Genomic DNA, 21,422 nt, shown 5'->3' on the forward strand with positions numbered 1-21,422 from the left:
TTCGACACAAGCATTGTGCGCATGATGGCATGCATGCGCGTTGCTGGACCGTTGACGCGCCATAGTCAATTGTCGCATCAAGATCGCAACAGGCGGGCCCCAGAGCCTGGACCTCGGGAGGACTTGCCGACATGGCCGAACCGCAGCGCGCGCGACCGAAACCAACGCCGGAAACCCAGCATTTCTGGGACGGCACCAACGCGGGCGAGTTGCGCCTGCAACGCTGCGACGCCTGCGCGCATGTCTACTTTCCGCCGCGCCCGTTTTGCCCGTCCTGCGCCTCGCGCAAGGTCTCTGCCTTCAACGCGAGCGGCAAGGGCTTTCTCTACAGCTACGTGATCAATCACCGTCCCGCCGCACCGGGCTTCACGCCGCCTTATGCGATCGCCGTGGTGGAGCTTGCCGAGGGGCCGCGGATGATGAGCAACATCATCGACTGCCCGCAGACGCCGGAAGCACTCGAACTCGACATGAAGCTCGAGGTCGCCTTCGAGAAGCTCGACGACAAGATCACCCTCCCCGTATTCCGTCCGGCGAAGGGATAGGCCATGCGCAGCAATCAGGTTGCCGTCGTCGGCGCGGCCGAAACCACCGAGCTCGGTGTCATCCCCAACATGTCGCAGCTCCAGCTTCACGCGGATGCGGCACTCAATGCCATCGCCGATGCCGGGCTGAAGCTGTCCGACATCGACGGTTTTGCCACCGCGGTCGAGACGCCGCAGCAGGTCTGCCACTATCTCGGCATCAAGCCGACCTGGGTGGACGGCACTTCGGTCGGCGGCTGCTCGTTCATGCTGCATGTCCGCCATGCGGCGGCGGCGATCGAGGCCGGTCTGTGCAAGACCGTGCTGATCACACATGCCGAGAGCGGCAAGTCGATGATCGGCAAGGCGCCGCGCTCGATCCCCGCCGACAGCCTGCAAGGCCAGTTCGAGGTGCCGTTCGGCGTCTACGGCCCGCCCAGCATGTTCCCGATCCCCGTGCTGCGCTTCATGAAGACCTACGGCATCACCCATGAGCAGCTTGCCTCGGTCGCGGTGGTGCAGCGGGAATGGGCGGCGAAGAATCCGCGCGCGATGATGAAGGATCCGATCACGGTTGCGGACGTCCTCAATTCGCGCATGATCGCCTATCCGTTCCGGCTGCTGCAGTGCTGCCTCGTCACCGACGGTGGCGGCGCGCTGATCCTGACCTCGGCCGACCGCGCCAGGGATTTTCCGCGCAAGCCGGTCTACATCATGGGCACCGGCGAGAGCGTGGAGACGCCGATGGTGAGCCAGATGGAGACATTCAACTCCTCGCGCGCCTTCAAGACTGCGGGGCCGCTGGCGTTCAAGGAGGCCGGCATCGCGCACGGGGATGTCGACCATCTCATGATCTACGACGCCTTTGCGCATCTGCCGCTGTTCGGCCTCGGCGACCTCGGCTTCATGCCGCATGAGGAGACTGGAAAATTCATCGCGGACGGCAACACGCGGCCCGGGGCTAAGCTGCCGCTCAACACCAACGGCGGCGGGTTGTCCTACATGCATTCGGGCATGTACGGCATGTACGCGCTTCAGGAGAGCGTGCGGCAGATGCGCGGCATTGCGCCGGCGCAAGTGCCGAACGCGAAGATTTCGGTGTGCCATGGCGTCGGCGGCATGTTCGCAGCGTCAGGCACGATCGTGTTTACGAACGAGAGATAAGGCCCGTCATTCCGGGGCGCGCATAGCGCGAACCCGGAATCTCGAGATTCCGGGTCTGGTGCTTCGCACCATCCCGGAATGACGGCAGAGATCGGAACGCATAGCGGAGAATCCACATGACAAAATCACTGCAAGACAAGGTCATCATCGTCACCGGCGCGGGCCGCGGCATCGGGCGGGAGATCGCGCTGCTCTGCGCGGCGGAAGGCGCCAAGGTCGTGGTCAACGATCCCGGTGTTGCCGCCGACGGCGCGGGCTCGAACGCCGCACCCGCTGAGGAAGTGGTCGAGGAGATCAATAAGCGCGGCGGCACCGCGGTCGCCAATTTCGAGTCGGTGGCCGAAGCCATCCCCGCGAGCAAGATCGTGAAGACCGCGACCGATCATTTCGGCCGGCTCGACGGCGTCGTCAACAATGCCGGCATTTTGCGCGACATGATCTTCCACAAGATGAGCGTGGAAGCGTTCGAGGCCGTCATCAAGGTCCACCTGATGGGCTCGTTCTATGTCTCGCACGCCGCGGCGCGGATTTTCCGCGAGCAGGAGTCCGGCTCCTTCGTGCACTTCACCTCGACCTCCGGCCTGATCGGCAATTTCGGCCAGGCCAACTACGCTGCCGCCAAGCTCGGCATCGTCGGCCTGTCGAAGTCGATTGCGCTCGACATGGGCCGCTTCAACGTCCGCTCCAACTGCGTCTCACCGTTCGCCTGGACCCGCATGATCGGCACCATCCCAACCGAGACCGAAGCCGAGAAAGCGCGCGTCGAGAAGATCAAGCAGATGGGGCCGGAGAAGATCGCGCCGGTCTGCGCTTATCTGCTCTCTGATGCCGCCAAGGATGTCACCGGGCAAATCTTCGGCGCGCGCATGAACGAACTCTTCCTGTTCAGCCAGAACAGGCCACTGCGCTCGGTGCATCGAAGCGAAGGCTGGACGCCCCAAACCATCGCCGAGCACGGCATGCCGGCGCTGAAGGGTTCGTTCTACAAGCTCGACCGCTCGGCCGACATCTTCCCTTGGGATCCCGTCTAGCCGCATTTCCGGCATCCCTGCCCTGCGATCTCTGGTTTGTCTGGGCCAGAGATCGCCCCGGTTTAGGCCCGATTGCGGGCGGATGGTGTTCTCCCAACACAACTTTGGGAGGAAACCATGACAAGAATACTGACCAACCCCAACGACCCGTCTGCAACGACCGGCGGCCTCGGCCGCCGCGATCTCCTCAAGGGCACGGCGGCTCTCGCCGCATCCGCTCTGCTCGCCTCAGAGGCCAGCGCCCGCGACTTCGGCACCAACGCCGAGCCGCAGCGCTATCCCGACCCCGACATCGTCGTCATCGACCCCAAGCGCTTCAAGGCCAAGGTCGGCAACACCACGATCAAGCGGCTCTACACCGGCTGCCTGTGGGCGGAGGGACCGGCGTGGAATGCGCAGGGCCAATATCTCGTCTGGAGCGACATCCCCGCCAACCGGCAACTTCGTTACCTCGACGACGACGGCCACATCTCCGAGCAATTCCACAAGCCGTCGAACGAGGCCAACGGCAACTCGTTCGACACCGAGGGACGCCAGATCACCGCCGAGCGCACCCGCCTCGTCCGCTACGAGCACGACAACTCGCTCACGGTGCTCGCCGAGCAGGTTAATGGCAAGCCGCTCAACGGCCCGAACGACATGGTGGTGCATCCCAACGACAAGGCGATCTGGTTCACCGATCCCGGCTATGGCGCGATCAGCATCTACGAGGGCAAGCTTGCCAATACCGGCTCGCTCCAGCCCTTCCAGAAGGAAGCGGTCTATCGTCTGGACACACAGACCGGACAAGTCGCGAAGGTCGCCGACGAGCCGTTCAAGCCGAACGGCATCGCCTTCAGCCACGACTACAAGAAGCTCTATGTCTGCGACACCGGCATCACGCATTATCCGCAAGCCGAGAACGTGGTGTGGTCCTATGACATCGACGGCCCGAAGCTGTCCAATCCGAAACGGCTGATCGACATGAAGCTCGACGGCAAGTCAGGCTTTCCCGACGGCCTGCGCGTCGACACCGAAGGCAACATCTGGGTCGGCGCCGGCTGGGTGGGACCGGGCTATGACGGCGTGCAGGTGTTCGCACCGAACGACGGCGCGCGCATCGGACAGATCCTGCTGCCCGAGACCTGCGCCAATGTCTGCTTCGGCGGCAGGAAGCGCAATCGCCTGTTCATGACCGCGAGCCAGTCGCTCTATTCGGTCTATGTGGAGACGCAGGGCGCGCATTTCTGTTGAAGAAGCGAATGGTGAGTGGCGAATGGCGAGTGGAATCCATTCGCCATTCGCTATTCGCTCCTCAACCCGTATTCCTCAACCCCGCCGAGATGCCGTTGATCGTCAGCTGAATCCCGCGCAGCACCTGCTCGTCGGGGTTCTGCGCGCGGTGCTCCTTCAACAGCTCGACCTGCACGTGATTGAGCGGGTCGAGATAGGGGAAGCGGTGGCGCACCGAGCGCTCCAGCAGCGGATTGCCCTGGAGCAAGCGATCCTGGCCCATGATATCGAGCAGCGTCTCGATGCAGGAATGCCATTCGCGGCGGATGCGGCCGAAGATCTTTTCACGCAGGGCCTCATCGGGCACGAGCTCGGCATAGCGCGAGGCGATCGCGATCGAGCTTTTGGCCAGCACCATGTCCATGTTCGACAACAGCATGCGGAAGAACGGCCATTCCTTGTAGAGCTCTTTGAGGAACGGCATGCCCTGGTCGGGATGCTCCGCGATCCATTGTTCGACCGCGCTGCCAAAGCCGTACCAGCCCGGCAGCATCAGGCGGCATTGCGCCCAGGAGAACACCCAGGGGATCGCGCGGAGGTCCTCGATCGCGCGGGTCTTCTTGCGCGAGGCCGGACGGCTGCCGATGTTGAGCGTCGCGATCTCGTTGATGACGGTGGATTCCCAGAAATAATCGACAAAGCCGTCGGTCTCGTAGACGAGGCCGCGATAGGCCTTGAAGGCGAGGTTCGACAATTCGTCCATCGCGGTCAGATATTCGCGGCGCGGCGCGCTCTGGCGCGAATGCAGCAGGCTCGCCTCCAGCGTCGCCGCAGCCAGTATCTCCAGATTGCTGCGGCCGACCTCGGCGTTGGAATATTTCGACGAGATGATCTCGCCCTGCTCGGTGATGCGGATCTGGCCGTTCACGGCGCCGCCGGGCTGCGCGATGATGGCGTCGTAGCTCGGGCCGCCGCCGCGGCCAACCGAGCCGCCGCGGCCGTGAAACAGGCGCAGGCGGACGTGATGGCGTTCGAACACTTCGACGAGGCCGATCTCGGCCTTGTAGAGCTCCCAGCCCGAGGTGACGAAACCGCCGTCCTTGTTGCTGTCGGAATAGCCGAGCATGACCTCCTGCACGCTGCCGCGGCTGTCGACGAGGCGGCGGTAATCGTGCAGCGACAGCATGCGGTCCATGATGCCGGATGACGCCTGCAAGTCCTCGATGGTCTCGAACAGCGGCACAATGTTGATGGCGCTGCGCCCGGAGGGATGGACCAGACCAACCTCCTTCAGCAGCACCGCGACCTCGAGCATGTCAGACATGCCCTTGCACATCGAGATGATGCATTGGTGGATGGCGTCCGAGCCGAACTTTGCGTGTGCCTCCGCGGCAGCATGGAAGACGTTGAGCTCACCCATGGTCTCGTCGCTGTACTTGACGAACTGCGAGACCAGCGACCGCGCGCTACGCAATTCGTTGGTGAGCAGTGAAATGCGTGCCTCCTCGCCGAGCGCGAGATAGGACGTGCCGGGGTTAGCGGCGTCCATCAGTTCGGCAATGGTGCGCTCGTGCACCGCCGAGTTCTGGCGGATGTCGAGCCGCGCCAGATGGAAACCGAAGCAATCCACCGCGCGCCGCAGCAGCCGCAGGCGGCCACGGGCGATGACGCGGGCATTGTTGGAGATCAGCGAGCGGTGCAGCACGTCGAGATCGGCTTGCAGCTCCTTCACGGTCTGGTACGGCTCGCCCTTGCCGACCGGCCTCCGGGTGATCTCGACCTGGAGCTTTTCAGCCGTTGCTGTCAGGCGCGCATAGATACCGGAGACCGCGAGGCGGTAGGGCTCGCCGCTCCGGTGCGGCGAGGTGTCCGGCGAGCGCTCCGCGAGCGTGCGCAGCTCCTCGGAGACGTCGGCGAGATGGGCCGCGATCGACAGCTCGGCGCCGAGCACGTGCAGCTCGTTCAGATAAAACTGCATCACCCGGCTCGACTGAAGCCGCAGCGTACCGCGCATCACATCGGCGGTGACGAAGGGATTGCCGTCGCGGTCGCCGCCGATCCAGCTTCCCATCCGCAGGAACGAGGCGAGCTCGCCTGCGGCCTGCTCGCCGCCCTCCTCCAGCCGGTCTTCCAGCGCGTTGACCAGCCGCGGCACCTCGCGGAGGAAGGTGTAGTCGTAGAACGACAGGCCGTTGGCGACCTCATCGAGCACGGTGAGCTTGGTCCGGCGCAACAGATTGGTCTGCCACAGCGTCAGCACCTCGCGGCGCAACTGCTCGTCGCTGGCGGCGGCCTCGTCTTCGGTCAGCGCGACCCGCTCGCGGCGATCGAGCAGAGCTGCGACCTCCATCTCGCGGTCCATGGTGCTCTTGCGGCGGACCTCGGTCGGGTGCGCGGTCAGGACCGGACTGACTTGGGCGTCCTTGAAAAAACGCCGCAGCTCGTCGGCGCTGATACCTGCCGCCTTGGCATGGGCCAACGTTTCCGCAAGCACCCCGGAGCCGCCATTCTTGGCGGCGGTACGGGCGCGCATCTGGCGGATGTTGTTCTGATCCTCGGCGATGTTGGCGAGGTGGGAGAAATAGCTGAAGGCGCGGACGATGCGCACCGTCTCGGAGGTCGACATGCTGTCGAGGATCTGCTCGAGCTCGCGGCGGGCAAGCCGGTCCTCGTCGCGGTGGAACCGGATCGAGGTCTGCCGGATACGCTCGACCAGGTCGAACAATTCGGCGCCCTCCTGGTCGCGCACCGTATCACCGAGGATGCGCCCGAGCAGACGGATGTCGTCGCGCAGCCGCACATCAGCCTCCAGCGCCTGGACGTCCTCGGCGCGGTTGGAGCGATGGTCGGCGGCGTCGGATGGTACGGTCAGGAGGGACATGGCTCGCTCCGTTGTTCGAGCTCGCTTGGCTGCCCGGTTCCAACCGAGTGTGCAAGTTTTTTGCCGCAGCGCAAGATGAAGTTAGGGGCGGCGCACACCGGGGAGCGAATTCCGGCTCCGCTCCTTGTCAGAACTAGGCCGGCACGATCACCTTGCCGATCGGCCAGAGCGCGATGGCCGCGAGCTTCAGATGGGCCCAGGCGAAGGGGATACCGATGATGGTGATCGCGAGGATCACTGCGGTAACGACATGACCGAGCGCCAGCCACCAACCAGCGAGCAGCAACCAGACGATATTACCGAGCAACCCGAGCGGGCCAGTGCCGATATCGCTCTCACCGGTGACCTCGTCGCGCCGCACCGCCTTCGAGCCGAACGGCAGGAGCGTGTAGACGGCGATGTTGAACGCCGCGCGCGCCCAGGGCAGGCCGACGATGGTGATGGCCATGATCACGGAGGCCACCAGCCAGCCGAACGCCATCCAGGCACCGCCAATGAGAATCCAGAGCAGGTTGAGCAGAATGGAAACCGGAGCCATGGGATTTTCCGCGGTCAATGACCCTGCTTGTATAGGCTCGAAAATTGTCTCTGCGAAGACAGCTCGGACATCCGCCCGAACGAGCGAAGCTCCGTCAGATTTTCCGTCCGGCCTGCTCCCAATAGGGATCGCGCAGGCGGCGCTTGAAAATCTTTCCGGAGTCTTCGCGCGGCAGACCCGTACGGATCTCGATGTGCTTGGGTACCTTGTAGTCGGCGAGCGAGGTCTTCAGCCGCACGCGAATGTCGACGGCGTCGAGCGTGATGCCGGCCTGCGGCTCGACCACCGCCATCAGCGCTTCGCCGAACTCGGCGTCGGGGATACCGAACACCGCGCAATCATGCACGCCGGGAACGGCATAGAGCACCGACTCGATTTCGGCCGGATAGATGTTGACGCCGCCCGAGATCACCATGTCGCGCTTGCGGTCGCAGATGAAGACGTAGCCGTCCGCGTCGATGTAGCCGACATCGCCCGAGGTGATGAAGCCGTCGCGGTCGATCTCGGCGCGCTTCTCCGGCTTGTTGTGGTAGGTGAAATCAGCCATTCCGGGCATGCGGGAATAGATCTCGCCGATCTCGCCAACCGGCAGCACGCGGCCGTCCTCACCGAGGAAGCGCAGTTCTGCGCCGGGCGATATCCTGCCGACCGTGCCGGGCTTTCTCAGCGCATCCTCGGAGGTCGCGAAGGTCACGGCGCTGGATTCGGTCGAGCCGTAGAACTCGTAGATCACCGGCCCCCACCATTCGATCATGGCGCGCTTGACGTCCGCCGGACAGGGGGCCGCGGCATGGATGATATGGCGCAGCGAGGAGACGTCGTACTTCTTGCGCACCTGCTCCGGCAGCTTCATCAGGCGGATGAACATGGTCGGGACCATGAAGATGGTGTCGATTCTGTACCGCTCGATCAGTTCGAGAAACTCTTCGGCCTCGAAGCGCGGCATCAACACCAGCGCGCCGCCGAGCTTGCCCGCGCGGATGCCGAACGAATTCGGCGCGGAATGATAGAGCGGCCCCGGCAGAATAGCGCGGGCACCGGGCTTGAGGCCATAGATCATCGCGCGCATGCGCTCGCCGGCTGCGGCTTGGTCCGGCGTCGGCGCATTGCGCCGCACGCCTTTGGGATGACCGGTCGTACCGGACGTGTAAATCATGTTCATGGGCTGCGGCACGACCGGGCCGTCATAAGGCTGGTACTGCGCAAGCCATGACTCGAAATCGATCGCGAAATCCGGCGTCGCCAGATGATCCGGATCAATTTTGTAGTTACCGAGAATCTCCGGCGGCGTCGGCACGCTGAGCACGGTGACGCTCTTGGGGATCGCGTCGCGCAAGCCATGCAGCATGTCCGCGTGCCCGATCAGCACGGAGGTGCCGGTGTCCTTCAGGATGTAGTTGATCTCCTCCGGCTTGAAGTGCCAGTTGATCGGCACGCCATAGGCCCCGAGCCGCATCGCGGCGTAGGCAGCCTCCAGAAACGCTATGTCGTTCCGCATGAGCATGCAGACGCAATCGCCCTGTTTGACGCCGATCCTGGCAAGGCCGTTTGCGATGCGGTCGGCGCGGTTGGCGACCTCGGCGTGGGCACGGCGGCGCCCGCCAGAGACGATGCCGCGGAATTGGGACGTTTCGCTCATTGTTGTTATTCTTTGTTGCTTAGCGACGGTGCCAGTTAGTCGTCATCACCGGGCTTGTCCCGGTGATCCACGTTCTTGCTTCGTCGCCTTGGGCCAAGAACGTGGATGGCCGGGACAAGCCCGGCCATGACGGAGACTGAGACTAATCCGCGAATCGCGGCGCGCGCTTCTCCAGATTGGCGCGCACCGCCTCGGTCTGGTTCGCACTGCCTATCAGCTTCTGCTGCTCGACGGATTCGGCAAGCAGCGCAGGGCCCGGATCGACCGAGAGATTGTTGAGCAGACGCTTCGCGGCGCGGATCGCATCGGGGCTCTTGCCGGCGATCTCGCGCGCGACTTCAAGCGCAGCCGCGCGCGGATCGTCGCAGATGCGCGTGGCAAGGCCGAAAGCCATCGCCTCCTGCGCGGAGAAGATGCGGCCGGTGTAGGTGAGATCGCGCAAAATGTCGTCGCGCACGAGCGAGGCCAGGATCGGCGTGCCCGCCATGTCGGGCACGAGCCCCCATTTGATCTCCATGACCGACATCCGCGCATCGGGCGCGAGGAAGCGCATGTCGGCGCCGAGCGCGAGTTGGAAGCCGCCGCCGAAGGCGACGCCCTGGATCGCGGCGATCACGGGCACCGGAAGCTGGCGCCAGCCCCAGACCGCCTGCTGTGCAAAGTTCGCCTGGCCGTGGGTGCGCGCCGTCAGATCGCGATTTTCGCCACCCGGAATTCCGTTGCCGCCCTTCTCCTTCATGGCGGCAAAGCGTCCCATGTCGAGACCGGCGCAGAAGGCGCGGCCCTCGCCGGACAGCACGACGACGCGCACGCCTTGTTCCTTCGAAAGCCGGTCGGTTGCGGCAACCAGCGCCTCGAACATGGCCTGATCCAGCGCGTTCATCTTGTCCGCGCGCACCAGGCGCACGTCGGCGACGCCTTCCGAGATGGAGATCGAGACGCGCTCTTCCATGGACGAATTCTCCCTTGTTCTTGTTCGGTGCCGCTTTACAGGAAGACGGCGGCCGGATTTAGTCAATCGACCAATTAACTGACAATCCCTACGGGGGAAACAGCCATGTTCAAGGAAAATCTTCTGGCCGGCCGGAGCATCCTGGTCACCGGCGGCGGTACCGGGCTCGGCAAGGCGATGGCGGCGCGCTTTCTGCAGCTCGGTGCCGAGGTACACATCTGCGGCCGGCGCAAGATCGTCTGCGACGAGACCGCGACCGAGCTGATGGATCAGTATGGCGGCCGCGTCACCAGCCACGGCGTCGACATCCGCAACGCGCTCGCAGTCGAGGAGATGGTCGAGAACATTTTCCGCGACGGCCCCCTCACCGACCTCATCAACAACGCCGCGGGCAATTTCATCTCGCGCAGCGAAGATCTGTCGCCGCGCGGCTTCGACGCGGTCGCCAACATTGTCATGCACGGCACGTTCTACGTGACGCATGCGGTCGGCAAACGCTGGATCGCTGCGAAGCAGCCAGGCAACGTGGTGTCGATCACCACCACCTGGGTGCGCAACGGCTCGCCCTACGTGGTGCCATCCGCGATGAGCAAGTCGGCGATCCACGCCATGACGATGTCGCTTGCAACCGAATGGGGCAGATACGGCATCCGCCTCAACACCATCGCGCCGGGCGAAATCCCGACCGAGGGCATGAGCAAGCGCATCAAGCCCGGCGACGAAGCCGGCGCGCATACCAAGGCGATGAACCCGATGGGCCGCATCGGCACCATGGAGGAATTGCAGAACCTCGCGGTGTTCCTGATCTCCGGCGGCTGCGACTGGATCACCGGCGAGACCATCGCCATGGACGGCGCGCAGGCGCTCGCCATGGGCGGCAATTTCTACCAGCTCCGCGACTGGAGCGACGACGACTGGACCAAGGCGCGGGACAGCATCAAGGCGCAGAACGAGAAGGACCGCGCTGCGAGGGGGTAGTTATTGTCATCCCGGCCTAGTGCGCAATTGCGCACGGGGGGCCGGGACCCATACCACCAGGCGGAAATTTGGCGGAGGCTGGTCGTTTGGGACTAGCACTGAACGCAACCGATAGATCACGCGGTATGGGTCCCGGCCTTCGCCGGGACGACATCGTTGAGAGAGTGACATGCGCCTCCCCCGTATTGTCTTTGCGCACAGATGACGCCACACTCCGCGGCATAAAAAACAAAGCGCCACGGGAGAGACATGTCCACCACACAGCCATTGGCGAATCTTGCCGATATGGTGCGCGAGCGCGCGAAGAGCCGCGGCAACGCCGTCGCCTATGAGTTCGAGGGGCGCGTCACCAGTTTTACCGAATTCGACCTCAAGACCAACAAGGTCGCAAACGCGCTCATTGCGATGGGCCTGAAGAAAGGCGACCGCGTCGCCTATCTCGGCAAGAACAGCGACATCTATTTCGAGCTGCTGATGGGGGCGATGAAGGCCGGCGTGGTGATGGCGCCGGTGAACTGGCGGCTCGCGGGACCCGAGGTCGCCTTCATCGTTACGGATTGCAGGGCGCCGGTGCTGTTCGTCGGACCCGAGTTCATCGCGCAGGTCGGCCAGATCAAGGACAAACTGCCTAGCGTGCGCACCGTCATCACCACCGAAGGCGGAGCGCCGGAGTGGCCCGACTTCACCGCTTGGCGAGACGCGCAGAGCGGCGACGATCCCAAGGTGCCGATCGACACGAAGGACATCGCGATCCAGCTCTACACCTCCGGCACCACCGGCAAGCCCAAGGGCGCGATGCTGTCGCATGCGAACTTCCTCAACCTGGTGCAGACCGGAAACGCCGAGGACAAGCCGGAGTGGAACCGGTGGTCGACCAACGATGTGTCGCTGGTGGCGATGCCGATCTTCCATATCGGCGGTTCGGGCTGGGGTGTGATGGGCCTCTATCACGGCGCCCGCGGGGTGATCGCGCGCGAGTTCGATCCGACCAAGGTGCTGGATTTCTTCGAGCAGTGCGGCATCACAAAGCTGTTCATGGTGCCGGCGGCGATGCAGTTCGTGGTACGGCAGCCGCGCGCCAAGACGGTGGATTTTTCGCGGTTGAAGTACATGCTCTACGGCGCCTCCCCGATTCCCGCGGCGCTGCTGAAGGAATGCATCGAAATCTTCAAATGCGGCTTCGTGCAGATGTACGGCATGACCGAGACCACCGGCACCATCGTCGCGCTGCCGCCGGAGGATCACGTCGAGGGCCTCGAGCGGATGCGCTCGGCCGGCAAGGCACTGCCGGGCGTCGAGATCGCGATCCTCGATGTAGACGGCAAGCCGCTGCCGCCGCGCCAGGTCGGCGAGATCGCGACCCGCTCGGGCTCGAATATGGCCGGCTACTGGAACCTGCCGGAGGCGACCGCCGCGACGCTGCGCACCGACGGCTGGCTGCGCACTGGCGATGCCGGCTACATGGACGAGGACGGCTACCTCTACATCCACGACCGCATCAAGGACATGATCATCTCCGGCGGGGAGAATATCTATCCAGCCGAGGTCGAGAGCGCACTGTGCGATCATCCGGACGTCGCGGAAGCCGCCGTGATCGGTGTGCCCAACGACAAATGGGGCGAAGCGGTGAAGGCGGTCGTGGTGATGAAGCCCGGCAAGCAAGCGACCGCCACCGACATCATCAACTTCACCCGCGAGCGCATCGCCGGGTTCAAGACGCCGAAGAGCGTGGAGTTCCTGCCGGCCCTGCCGCGCAATCCGTCAGGCAAGATTTTGCGGCGGCAGTTGCGCGAGCCTTATTGGGCGGGGAAGGACCGGCGGGTGAATTAGCCGCGCAATGTCCACATCGTCGTCCCGGCGAAGGCCGGGACCCATACCCACAGGGCGTGGTTTGGCGAAGACAGGCAATTACCAACTCGCGCTACGACTTCTTCCTGTGGCTATGGGTCCCGGCCTTCGCCGGGACGACGTTGGGGAGAGACAATGCGTAGCCGCTCCTTAATGCTTCCCCGGCCCCATATACCCGAACAAGAATCCCGCCACCTTCCGCATCTGGATCTCCTCACTCCCCTCCGTGATCCGATAGCGGCGGTGGTGACGGTAGATGTGCTCGAACGGCTTGTGGCGTGAGTAGCCCATGCCGCCGTGGACCTGCATGGCGCGGTCGGCGGATTCGCAGCAGAGGCGGTTTGCCCAGTAGTTGCACATCGAGACGCGGTCGGAGAGCGTGCGCTCGATCTGTTCCTCCGTGAGCTTGTCCATCTCCCAGGCGGTCTTGCGGATCAGAAGCCGCAGCATCTCGGCTTGGGTCGCGAGCTCGACCAGCGGGAACTGGATCGCCTGGTTTTCGGCGAGCGCCTTGCCGAACGGCTTTCGCTCACGCGCGTATTTGACGCTCTCGTTGATGCAATAGACGGCAGCACCCAGCGAGCTCGCCGCCTGGCGGATCCGGTTCTGATGCACAAAACATTGCGCCAGCGACAGGCCGCGGCCGACCTCGCCGAACTGCGCATCCTCAGGCACGAACACGTCGGTGAAGCTGACGCGGGGATGATCGGTCGGCATGTTGAAGGTCCACATGTACTCCTCGACCTTCACGCCGGGGCTCTTGGCCGGCACCAGGAAGCAGGTGATGCCGCGGGCGTCGCCGTCATTGCCGCTGGTGCGCGCGAACAGCGCGCAGTGCGTGGCGACATGCATGCCGGTCGTCCACATCTTCTCGCCGTTGATGATCCAGCCCTTGACGTTGTCACGGGTCGCGGGCACCGCGCGCGTCTCCATGTGCGTCGCGTCCGAGCCGTGATGCGGCTCGGTCAAGCCAAACGTGATGCGGTACTTGCCCTTGATCGAGCCGTCGATCATCGCCTTCTGGTCGTCACGGCCGTAGCGGTCGAGCATGGTGACGACGGGGAAATTTCCAACGACGGAGTGCTCGTTCTGGAGATCGTTGTGCAGGCCGAGGCCGCTCGCCGCAAAATGCTCGCGGATCACGGCCATCCAGAGATTGGAACCGTCCTTGCCGCCATATTGCTTCGGCACCGGAAAGCGCAGGTGACCGGCTGCGTCAGCAAGATCCTTCGCCTTGCGCAGCAGCGCTTCCCACTCATGCCGCGGCAGGCCGCCATTCTCGAAATCGGTGCGCGCCCATTCGCGACGATGGTCGAAAAAGCGAATGTTGTCATCGGCCGCCTCCAGCGGCTTGATCTCGCGGTCGATGAAACCGTCGAGCTCTCCGAGATAGGCGACGAGATCGGCAGGCAATGAGAAATCCACGAGTCTCTCCCGGATGATTTTTTGTTTTGCGTTAAGGCGCTACGCGCATTTCTGCTTCGCTCGATTAAGGTGAGAAGAGCGCGCGCAAGTCAAGCAAGCCGAGACGTGTGAAGCGCGCAAGGCGCGTTGCGCAATTCGATGGTGTTGCGCCGCGCCCGCGCGCTAGTATGCGCCTCAATATTCCCTGAGGAGAAAATGCGGGAGCGACCATGGAGCTGAAATTTTCAAAGGTGGAACGCAAGGGGCCGATCACGATCGTCACGCTGTCGCGGCCCGAGGTCTACAACGCGCTGCACACCGATGCGCATTTCGAGCTCAACAAGGTGTTTGACGATTTCTCCGCCGATGCCGAGCAGTGGGTCGCGATCGTCACCGGCGCCGGCGACAAGGCGTTCTGCGCCGGCAACGACCTGAAGTGGCAGGCGGCAGGCGGAAAGCGCGGCTGGGACAAGGGCGGCTTTGCCGGCCTCACCTCGCGCTTTGACTGCGACAAGCCGGTCATCGCGGCGGTCAACGGCGTTGCGATGGGCGGCGGCTTCGAGATCGCGCTCGCCTGCGACCTGATCATCGCCTCGGAGAATGCGACCTTCGCGCTGCCGGAGCCGCGCGTCGGCCTTGCCGCACTCGCCGGCGGCCTGCATCGCTTGCCGCGCCAGATCGGATTAAAGCGCGCCATGGGCATGATCCTCACCGCGCGCCATGTCAGCGCCAAGGAAGGTCTTGAGCTCGGCTTCGTCAACGAGGTGGTACCGCAGGGCGAGGCGCTTGCCGGCGCGCTGCGCTGGGCGGAGATGATCACCAAGAACTCGCCGATGTCGATCCGCGCGTCGAAGCAGACCATCCAGAAGGGGCTCGGCGTCTCGCTGGAGCAGGCGATCGAGGAGCAACGGGAATATCCGGCGGTGAAGGCGATGGTGGCGTCGCAGGATTACGTCGAGGGCCCGAAGGCATTTTCGGAGAAGCGACCGCCGAAATGGGTGGGGAAGTAGCGCCGTCTCCGTCATGGCCGGGCTTGTCCCGGCCATCCACGTCTCGCCGCGCGGGCACGAAGAACGTGGATGCCCGGGACAAGCCCGGGCATGACGACAAACTAAGAGCCTGGCTTGTTGTTCAGTTCCCGCTTGTACGAGGCGTAGTTCGGCTGATCGATGGCGAGCTTGTCCATCGTGGTCTGCCAGAGGTGCTCGGCAAGACCTGGCGTCGCGAGATCCACCTCGCCCTTCGCGATGCGGTCGGCGAGCGCGCGGTTGAGCTCGGTCACCGCGCCGTCCGCTCCGAGCAGCGCTCGCAACCGCTCCACCTCCCTCGCATCGCTCCCCTCCTCCAGCGCCAATTGCCGCGTCACCAGGTCGAGGATGTTGATCGCGACACGCAGCTTGAAGGCCTGGTGGCCGGAGACCAGCGGCGTGATGTCGTTGCGGAGGAAATCGGCGACCGTTTTGGTCAGCTCGATCGGTGTCGGTTCGTCCTGCATGTCTTACCTCCCGCGCGGCGCAAGCAGCCGCAAGAGATCGATCTCGGTCTCGGACGCACGGCGGCCGATCATGGCGCGCTCCATGGAATGGTCCGGGCCTTCGCGAAACCGCTGCATCATGCCGCCGCACATGATGCCCCAGCGCAGCGTGCCCATCACTTCCCAGAATTTGACGCGCGCCGGATCGACGCTCCGGCCGGCTGCTTCATAGCCGGCGAACAGTTCTTCACGCGAACCAAACCCGCCGACCGGCTTGTCGATCTCGCCGAAACGCCAGGAGTTGACGCAGACCCAGCCGAGATCTTCCATGGGATCGCCGAGATGGGCGAGCTCCCAGTCCAGTACGGCGCGGATGCCGTCGGAACTAATGATCATATTGCCGTTGCGGAAATCGCCGTGCACCAGCGTCTCCTCGGCGGAGGGGCCGGGATCGTGATCGCGCAGCCAGCGCAGCGCCAGCTCGAACACCGGCTTGGGCCAGTTCAAGCTGCGATAGTCGCGCTCGAACTCGCCGATCTCCGTCGTTGCCGTCATGCGGCGAAGCTCGGGCAGTTTCGACAGCGGCAGCTGATGCAGACCGGCCAGCACGCCACCGATCTGCCGCGCCAGGATAGGCCGCGCCGCGGCGAATTCATCATCGCGAAGAATCTTGCGAGCGATGGTCTCGCCCTCGACCCGCTGCATGATGAAGCCGGTGCCGAGATCGTCTTCCGGCGTCAGCACATGCATCACGCGGGGCGACGGCACACCAGCCTCGAAGGCAAGCTGCATCAGCTGCGCTTCAGCGTCGAGGCCCGCGGCACGCGTCGGTGCCGCGCCATAACCCTTCGGCGACCGGCGCAGGATTGCGCCGATCGGCCCGTCGGGATGCACAATGTCGAAGCGCCAGGTCTCCTGGCTGGCGCCGCCCGACAGCTTTGCGGCGCCGGTGACGCCGGTCGCACCCGGGCACCAGCGTGCAACGCTGCGGGAAAGCTCCGCCTCGATCATTTGCCTTTGAACTGCGCCGGGCGCTTCTCCAGGAATGCGCCGACGCCTTCACGAAAGTCCTGCGTGTCGCCGGCGCGCAGCTGACACTGGAACTCCAGATTGAGTTGATCTTCGAATGAATTTTCTGGGCTGTCCCAGTAGAGCTTCCGGATCAGGGACAGCGCGACCGTCGGGCCGTTGGCGAGATCGCGCGCGAGCTTCATCGCCTCCTCCATCAACACTCCGTCGTCATAGACGCGATTGATGAGGCCCCACTCCAGCGCCTTTTCGGCCGGCAGCCGCTCGCCCATCAGCGACAATTCGATCGAGCGCGCCTTGCCGATCAGTCGAGGCAACAGCCAAGTCGAGCCGCAATCCGGCACCAGGCCGATGCGGCGGAACGCTTGCAGGAAATAGGACGAGCGCGCGCACAGGATCATGTCGCCGAGCAGCGCGAAGCTCATGCCCGCGCCCGCGGCCGGTCCGTTGACCGCGGTGACGATCGGACAATGCAGATTGCGGACGCGCCGCAGGAACGGATGAAAGCCGGTCTCGAGCGTCAGGCCGGCCTTGGTCTTCTTCGACTGATTGTTGCGGCCCTGAAGATTCGCGCCCGTGCAGAACGCGCGCCCCGCGCCGGTCAGCACGACGCAGCGCACCTCCTCCTTCTTCTCCTCGATCGCGTCGAGCGCATCGGACAGGCCGCCCAGCATGTCCATCGAGACCGCGTTCATGACCTCCTGATGGTCGAGCTTGAGGATGGCCACCGGCCCGTCGAATTCGAGCGTGACGTGTTTGAACTGCATCGTTTCCTCGTCAGTTGCGGCCCGCGTTGGTTTCGCAGACCGGAATTGCTTTGCCGGGGCGCATATTTGATTTTTGGCGCGGCCTTGTCCATGGTGACGAAAGCATACCCCATCGTCATATCGCATGATCTTGCGCGCACCGGCTGACGCGCGTCATGCCAAAAACAGGAAACGCGCCATGAACCTTTTCGACCTCACCGGCCGTGTCGCCGTGATCACCGGCGGCAATGGCGGTATCGGGCTCGGCATCGCGCAGGCGCTCGCCGGCCAGGGCTGCAATGTCTCGATCTGGGGACGTAACCCTGACAAGAACAGAAGCGCTGCCGCGAGCATGGCCGGACTGCCCGGCAAGGTCGACACCCGCGTCTGCGACGTCACCGATCCGGCCTCGGTCGATGCGGCGATGAAGGCCACGCTCGACAATTTCGGCCGGGTCGACGGCTGCTTCGCCAATGCCGGCATCGGCGGCGGCGGCCGGCGCTCCTTCGTCGAGCGCACCGAAGAGGAATGGCGCACGATGTTTGCGACCAATCTCGACGGCGTGTTCCACGCGTTCCAGGCCGCGGCCAGGCACATGACGGACCGCGCCAATGCCGGCGATCCCTTCGGCCGGCTGGTCGCAACCTCGAGCCTCGCCTCGATCTTCGGCACCGCCCGCAACGAGCATTATGCCGCGACCAAGGCCGCCATCAACGCGCTGGTGCGCGCGCTCGGCGTCGAGCTCGCGCGCCATGGCGTCACCGCGAATGCGATCCTGCCCGGCTGGATCAGGAGCGACATGACCGCCGGCCTCATGGCCAACGACAAGTTCGTCGCCAACGTGATGCCCCGGATTCCGATGCGGCGCTTCGGCGAGGCCAGCGATTTCGGCGGCATCGCGGTGTACCTGATGAGCAAGGCGTCGTCGTATCACACGGCGGACACGTTCGTGATCGACGGCGGCTATACCGCGTTTTGATCTTCAATCGCGTAGCCCGGATGGAGCGAAGCGCAATCCGGGACTATCGGAATAAAACGAACCCGGATTTCGCTTCGCTCCATCCGGGCTACGAACTCTGAATACATAAATTTGGGAGGGGCAAATGTTTTCGCACGTGATGATCGGCACCAACGACCTCGACAAGGCCAAGACGTTCTACGACAAGCTGCTCGGCACGCTCGAAGTGCGGCCCGCCAGGGTCGATGGCCATCGCATCTTCTACATCACCAAAACCGGCGTGTTCTCCGTTTCGAAACCGATCAACGGCGAGGCTGCATCGCCTGCCAATGGCGGCACCATCGGCTTTGCCTGCAATTCGCCTGAGCAGGTCGATGCGTGGCATGCGGCCGGCCTCGCCAGCGGTGGCAAGACTTGCGAGAACCCGCCCGGCATCCGCGAAGGATCAGCCGGCAAGCTCTACCTCGCTTATTTGCGCGATCTCGATGGCAACAAGATCTGCGCGATGCATCGGTTGGGGTGAGCTCGCCGGCATTCAAACAACATTTCAAACGCCGCGGCGAAGAATTCCGCGATGTGGCATGGGTCGCGTGAAAAATGCGCGCTCGCGCTTTGGCCCTGTCACGTTTATTGTTGGCGGCAACGCTTGATGCGACACGGGAGGAACAATGAAACACGCCTACATACCCCGCACCACCAACTACACCCTCAATCCCGGGGACGAGCTCAACGACCTCCGCATGTCGGACCAGGTCCGTCCGCTCTATGACCATGTGAAGAAATTCATCCGCGACACCGTCGAGCCGATGTCGATCGAGTTCGGCAAGGCTGGCGAGACCAAGGAGGACCGCTGGAGCTTTACGCCGAAACAGCTCGAGGTGCTGGAGAAAGCCAAGAACAAGGCCAAGCAGGAAGGCCTGTGGAATTTCTTCCTGCCCGATGACGAGACAGGCCAGGGCCTGAAGAATCTGGACTACGCCTACATCGCCTCCGAGCTCGGCAAGAGCCCGCTGGCGTCGGAGAGCATGAACTGCTCGGCGCCCGACACCGGCAACATGGAGGTGCTGGAGCGGGTCGGCACCAAGGAGCAGAAGGAGAAGTGGCTGAAGCCGCTGATGGATGGCGAGATCCGCTCGGCCTATGTCATGACCGAGCCGAACGTCGCTTCCTCCGACGCCAAGAACATCTCGACCTCCGCAAAACTCGTCGGCGACGAATGGGTCATCAACGGCGAGAAGTACTACATCTCCGGCTTAGGCGATCCCCGCTGCAAGATCCTCATCGTGATGGTGAAGACCAATCCGGATGCGGCGCCGAGCAAGCAGCAGTCGCAGATCTTGGTGCCGCGCGACACCCCCGGCGTCGAGGTGCTCGGTCCCATGTATGTGTTCGGCCAGGACCACGCCCCGCGCGGCCACATGCACATGCGCTTCAACAACGTCCGTGTGCCGAAGGAGAACATTCTGCTCGGCGAAGGCCGCGGCTTCGAGATTTCGCAGCTTCGTCTCGGGCCCGGGCGCATCCATCACTGCATGCGCACCATCGGCAAGGCCGAGAAGGCGCTCGACCTTATGGTGCAGCGTGGCCTCACCCGCGAAGCCTTCGGCAAGAAGATCGCCCATCTCGGCGGCAACATGCAGATCATCGCGCAGGCCCGCTGCGAGATCGAGGCGATGCGGCTGATGGTGCTGAAGGCGGCGAAGGCCATGGATGTGCTCGGCAACAAGGAAGCCCGCATCTGGGTTTCCATGGTCAAGGCCATGGTGCCGGAGCGCGCCTGCAAGATCATCGACCAGGCAATCCAGATGCACGGCGCCACCGGCATCTCGCACTGGACCCCGCTCGCCGAAATGTATCAGGACGTGCGCCACCTGCGCTTCGCGGATGGTCCGGACGAGGTGCACTGGATGGTGGTGGGACGGCACGAGTTGAGCATGGCGTAAGCTCTCTCCTCTCCCCCGCCCCGTTCTTACGGGGAGAGGGTCGGGGTGAGAGGGAGTCTCCGAAGGACGGAGGCAGTTGGATTCGCGGAGAGTCCCCCCTCACCCGGAAATTCAAGCTGCGCTTGAATTCCGACCTCTCCCCGCAAGCGGGGCGAGGTAAGAAAAGAAGCCGCTACGACACGGCTGCCTCGCCGATCTTGTCCTGCGTCCTGGTCTCGAAATCGCTGGCGTCGTGGCGCTCGTGCAATTGGCTTGCGGGATCGCCGGAGATGCGGTTGACCATGCGGCCGCGTTTGACGGCGGGACGCTTGGCGATCTGGTCGGTCCAGCGCTGCACGTTCTTGTAGTCTTGCACCGACAAAAATTCGCCGGCGCCATAGACCAGCCCCTTGGCGAGCGCGCCGTACCAGGGCCAGGTCGCCATGTCGGCGATCGTATAATCGGAGCCTCCGAGATACTCGTGGTCGGCAAGACGACGGTCGAGCACGTCGAGCTGCCGCTTCACTTCCATGGCATAGCGATTGATGGCGTATTCGATCTTGCTCGGCGCATAGGCATAGAAGTGGCCGAAGCCGCCGCCGAGAAACGGCGCGCTGCCCATCTGCCAGAACAACCAGGACAGACATTCGGCCCGCGCCTGGCCGCTGGTCGGCAGGAAAGCGCCGAACTTTTCCGCAAGGTGCATCAAGATCGCGCCGGACTCGAACACCCGGATCGGCGTCGGCCCGCTGCGATCCATCAGCGCCGGAATCTTCGAGTTCGGATTGACCCCGACAAAGCCGCTGCCGAACTGGTTGCCGTCGATCTTGATCAGCCAGGCGTCGTATTCCGCGCCGCTGTGGCCGGCGGCCAGCAATTCCTCGAACATCACGGTGACCTTGACGCCATTCGGCGTCGCCAGCGAATAAAGCTGAAACGGGTGGCGGCCGACCGGGAGCTCCTTCTCGTGCGTAGGGCCCGCGATCGGGCGGTTGATGTTGGCGAACTGCCCGCCGTTCTCCTTGTTCCAGGTCCAAACATTGGGCGGCACGTAGGTGGGGGCATCGGTCATGCAATGGGCTCCGGCTGGAAGATGCGTATGCATTAATTAGCCCGCAAATG

General features: G+C 63.9%; 19 protein-coding genes. 10 read left to right on the top strand and 9 right to left on the bottom strand.

Going from position 1 to position 21,422, the window contains the following annotated elements:
- Nucleotides 1–131: 131 nt before the first annotated feature.
- The 4 genes from IVB18_RS34885 (at nucleotide 132) to IVB18_RS34900 (ending at nucleotide 3,952) form a co-directional block, all read left to right on the top strand.
- Nucleotides 132–545, top strand: a complete 414-nt coding sequence (locus IVB18_RS34885) for an OB-fold domain-containing protein (RefSeq protein WP_247984835.1) — start codon at nucleotides 132–134, stop codon at nucleotides 543–545.
- 3 nt (nucleotides 546–548) lie between these two features.
- Nucleotides 549–1,688, top strand: coding sequence for a thiolase (locus IVB18_RS34890; RefSeq protein ID WP_247984836.1), 1,140 nt, complete (start codon nucleotides 549–551; stop codon nucleotides 1,686–1,688).
- Nucleotides 1,689–1,804: 116 nt separating this feature from the next.
- On the top strand, nucleotides 1,805–2,719 hold the full coding sequence (locus IVB18_RS34895; protein WP_247984837.1) for an SDR family oxidoreductase: 915 nt from the start codon (nucleotides 1,805–1,807) through the stop codon (nucleotides 2,717–2,719).
- A 117-nt stretch (nucleotides 2,720–2,836) separates the two neighbouring features.
- Nucleotides 2,837–3,952, top strand: a complete 1,116-nt coding sequence (locus IVB18_RS34900) for an SMP-30/gluconolactonase/LRE family protein (RefSeq protein ID WP_247984838.1) — start codon at nucleotides 2,837–2,839, stop codon at nucleotides 3,950–3,952.
- Between the two features lie 61 nt (nucleotides 3,953–4,013).
- Here the strand turns inward: IVB18_RS34900 and ppc are convergent, their stop codons facing one another.
- The 4 genes from ppc to IVB18_RS34920 all read right to left on the bottom strand — a co-directional run bounded on the left by ppc (nucleotide 4,014) and on the right by IVB18_RS34920 (nucleotide 9,941).
- Nucleotides 4,014–6,812: a phosphoenolpyruvate carboxylase gene (gene ppc / locus IVB18_RS34905; RefSeq protein WP_247984839.1), complete on the bottom strand. Its 2,799-nt coding sequence runs from the start codon at nucleotides 6,810–6,812 to the stop codon at nucleotides 4,014–4,016.
- 133 nt (nucleotides 6,813–6,945) lie between these two features.
- Entirely contained in the window at nucleotides 6,946–7,350 is a 405-nt protein-coding gene (locus IVB18_RS34910; protein ID WP_247984840.1) for a YccF domain-containing protein, read from the bottom strand.
- Between the two features lie 94 nt (nucleotides 7,351–7,444).
- Entirely contained in the window at nucleotides 7,445–8,989 is a 1,545-nt protein-coding gene (locus tag IVB18_RS34915) for an acyl-CoA synthetase (RefSeq protein ID WP_247984841.1), read from the bottom strand.
- Between the two features lie 142 nt (nucleotides 8,990–9,131).
- Entirely contained in the window at nucleotides 9,132–9,941 is an 810-nt protein-coding gene (locus IVB18_RS34920) for a crotonase/enoyl-CoA hydratase family protein (RefSeq protein ID WP_247984842.1), read from the bottom strand.
- A gap of 105 nt (nucleotides 9,942–10,046) precedes the next feature.
- On the opposite strand from IVB18_RS34920, the gene IVB18_RS34925 reads away from it, so the two are divergent.
- Both IVB18_RS34925 and IVB18_RS34930 read left to right on the top strand, forming a co-directional pair.
- Nucleotides 10,047–10,919, top strand: coding sequence for an SDR family oxidoreductase (locus IVB18_RS34925; protein ID WP_247984843.1), 873 nt, complete (start codon nucleotides 10,047–10,049; stop codon nucleotides 10,917–10,919).
- A 249-nt stretch (nucleotides 10,920–11,168) separates the two neighbouring features.
- The gene (locus IVB18_RS34930) at nucleotides 11,169–12,749 is read left to right on the top strand and encodes a fatty acid--CoA ligase (RefSeq protein WP_247984844.1); all 1,581 of its coding nucleotides are present in this window, start codon (nucleotides 11,169–11,171) and stop codon (nucleotides 12,747–12,749) included.
- A gap of 168 nt (nucleotides 12,750–12,917) precedes the next feature.
- Here IVB18_RS34930 and IVB18_RS34935 read toward each other — a convergent pair whose 3' ends face one another.
- Nucleotides 12,918–14,192, bottom strand: a complete 1,275-nt coding sequence (locus IVB18_RS34935; RefSeq protein ID WP_247984845.1) for an acyl-CoA dehydrogenase family protein — start codon at nucleotides 14,190–14,192, stop codon at nucleotides 12,918–12,920.
- 209 nt (nucleotides 14,193–14,401) lie between these two features.
- Between IVB18_RS34935 and IVB18_RS34940 the strand changes: the two genes are divergently transcribed.
- Nucleotides 14,402–15,181, top strand: coding sequence for an enoyl-CoA hydratase-related protein (locus tag IVB18_RS34940; protein WP_247984846.1), 780 nt, complete (start codon nucleotides 14,402–14,404; stop codon nucleotides 15,179–15,181).
- Between the two features lie 101 nt (nucleotides 15,182–15,282).
- Here the strand turns inward: IVB18_RS34940 and IVB18_RS34945 are convergent, their stop codons facing one another.
- Genes IVB18_RS34945 through IVB18_RS34955 form a run of 3 tightly spaced genes read right to left on the bottom strand, consistent with a single transcriptional unit; the run spans nucleotide 15,283 to nucleotide 17,441 of the window.
- Nucleotides 15,283–15,666: a DUF6285 domain-containing protein gene (locus IVB18_RS34945; protein ID WP_247984847.1), complete on the bottom strand. Its 384-nt coding sequence runs from the start codon at nucleotides 15,664–15,666 to the stop codon at nucleotides 15,283–15,285.
- 3 nt (nucleotides 15,667–15,669) lie between these two features.
- A complete protein-coding gene (locus tag IVB18_RS34950) occupies nucleotides 15,670–16,656 on the bottom strand; it encodes a phosphotransferase family protein (RefSeq protein WP_247984848.1) in 987 nt (328 codons plus the stop codon).
- Nucleotides 16,653–17,441: an enoyl-CoA hydratase/isomerase gene (locus IVB18_RS34955; RefSeq protein ID WP_247984849.1), complete on the bottom strand. Its 789-nt coding sequence runs from the start codon at nucleotides 17,439–17,441 to the stop codon at nucleotides 16,653–16,655. The genes IVB18_RS34950 and IVB18_RS34955 overlap by 4 nt, the downstream gene beginning before the upstream one ends.
- 178 nt (nucleotides 17,442–17,619) lie before the next feature.
- Here IVB18_RS34955 and IVB18_RS34960 point away from each other — a divergent pair, with 178 nt between their 5' ends.
- From IVB18_RS34960 to IVB18_RS34970, 3 genes are all read left to right on the top strand, one after another.
- Complete coding sequence (locus IVB18_RS34960) at nucleotides 17,620–18,399, top strand: SDR family oxidoreductase (RefSeq protein WP_247984850.1); 780 nt, start codon at nucleotides 17,620–17,622, stop codon at nucleotides 18,397–18,399.
- Between the two features lie 124 nt (nucleotides 18,400–18,523).
- Nucleotides 18,524–18,901, top strand: coding sequence for a VOC family protein (locus IVB18_RS34965; RefSeq protein WP_247984851.1), 378 nt, complete (start codon nucleotides 18,524–18,526; stop codon nucleotides 18,899–18,901).
- Between the two features lie 145 nt (nucleotides 18,902–19,046).
- The gene (locus IVB18_RS34970) at nucleotides 19,047–20,321 is read left to right on the top strand and encodes an acyl-CoA dehydrogenase family protein (RefSeq protein WP_247984852.1); all 1,275 of its coding nucleotides are present in this window, start codon (nucleotides 19,047–19,049) and stop codon (nucleotides 20,319–20,321) included.
- 172 nt (nucleotides 20,322–20,493) lie between these two features.
- Here IVB18_RS34970 and yghU read toward each other — a convergent pair whose 3' ends face one another.
- Nucleotides 20,494–21,372, bottom strand: coding sequence for a glutathione-dependent disulfide-bond oxidoreductase (yghU, locus tag IVB18_RS34975; protein ID WP_247984853.1), 879 nt, complete (start codon nucleotides 21,370–21,372; stop codon nucleotides 20,494–20,496).
- Nucleotides 21,373–21,422 lie beyond the last annotated feature (50 nt).

The organism is Bradyrhizobium sp. 186 (assembly GCF_023101685.1).
In the GTDB taxonomy this organism is placed as follows: Bacteria; Pseudomonadota; Alphaproteobacteria; order Rhizobiales; family Xanthobacteraceae; genus Bradyrhizobium.

Coding starts and splice junctions, on each gene's coding strand:
- IVB18_RS34915 (WP_247984841.1), bottom strand. CDS start 8,989: ATGAGCGAAACGTCCCAATTCCGCGGCATCGTCTCTGGCGGGCGCCGC.
- IVB18_RS34940 (WP_247984846.1), top strand. CDS start 14,402: ATGGAGCTGAAATTTTCAAAGGTGGAACGCAAGGGGCCGATCACGATC.
- IVB18_RS34920 (WP_247984842.1), bottom strand. CDS start 9,941: ATGGAAGAGCGCGTCTCGATCTCCATCTCGGAAGGCGTCGCCGACGTG.
- IVB18_RS34950 (WP_247984848.1), bottom strand. CDS start 16,656: ATGATCGAGGCGGAGCTTTCCCGCAGCGTTGCACGCTGGTGCCCGGGT.
- IVB18_RS34970 (WP_247984852.1), top strand. CDS start 19,047: ATGAAACACGCCTACATACCCCGCACCACCAACTACACCCTCAATCCC.
- IVB18_RS34960 (WP_247984850.1), top strand. CDS start 17,620: ATGAACCTTTTCGACCTCACCGGCCGTGTCGCCGTGATCACCGGCGGC.
- IVB18_RS34925 (WP_247984843.1), top strand. CDS start 10,047: ATGTTCAAGGAAAATCTTCTGGCCGGCCGGAGCATCCTGGTCACCGGC.
- IVB18_RS34930 (WP_247984844.1), top strand. CDS start 11,169: ATGTCCACCACACAGCCATTGGCGAATCTTGCCGATATGGTGCGCGAG.
- IVB18_RS34945 (WP_247984847.1), bottom strand. CDS start 15,666: ATGCAGGACGAACCGACACCGATCGAGCTGACCAAAACGGTCGCCGAT.
- IVB18_RS34965 (WP_247984851.1), top strand. CDS start 18,524: ATGTTTTCGCACGTGATGATCGGCACCAACGACCTCGACAAGGCCAAG.
- ppc (WP_247984839.1), bottom strand. CDS start 6,812: ATGTCCCTCCTGACCGTACCATCCGACGCCGCCGACCATCGCTCCAAC.
- IVB18_RS34910 (WP_247984840.1), bottom strand. CDS start 7,350: ATGGCTCCGGTTTCCATTCTGCTCAACCTGCTCTGGATTCTCATTGGC.
- IVB18_RS34895 (WP_247984837.1), top strand. CDS start 1,805: ATGACAAAATCACTGCAAGACAAGGTCATCATCGTCACCGGCGCGGGC.
- IVB18_RS34890 (WP_247984836.1), top strand. CDS start 549: ATGCGCAGCAATCAGGTTGCCGTCGTCGGCGCGGCCGAAACCACCGAG.
- yghU (WP_247984853.1), bottom strand. CDS start 21,372: ATGACCGATGCCCCCACCTACGTGCCGCCCAATGTTTGGACCTGGAAC.
- IVB18_RS34955 (WP_247984849.1), bottom strand. CDS start 17,441: ATGCAGTTCAAACACGTCACGCTCGAATTCGACGGGCCGGTGGCCATC.
- IVB18_RS34900 (WP_247984838.1), top strand. CDS start 2,837: ATGACAAGAATACTGACCAACCCCAACGACCCGTCTGCAACGACCGGC.
- IVB18_RS34885 (WP_247984835.1), top strand. CDS start 132: ATGGCCGAACCGCAGCGCGCGCGACCGAAACCAACGCCGGAAACCCAG.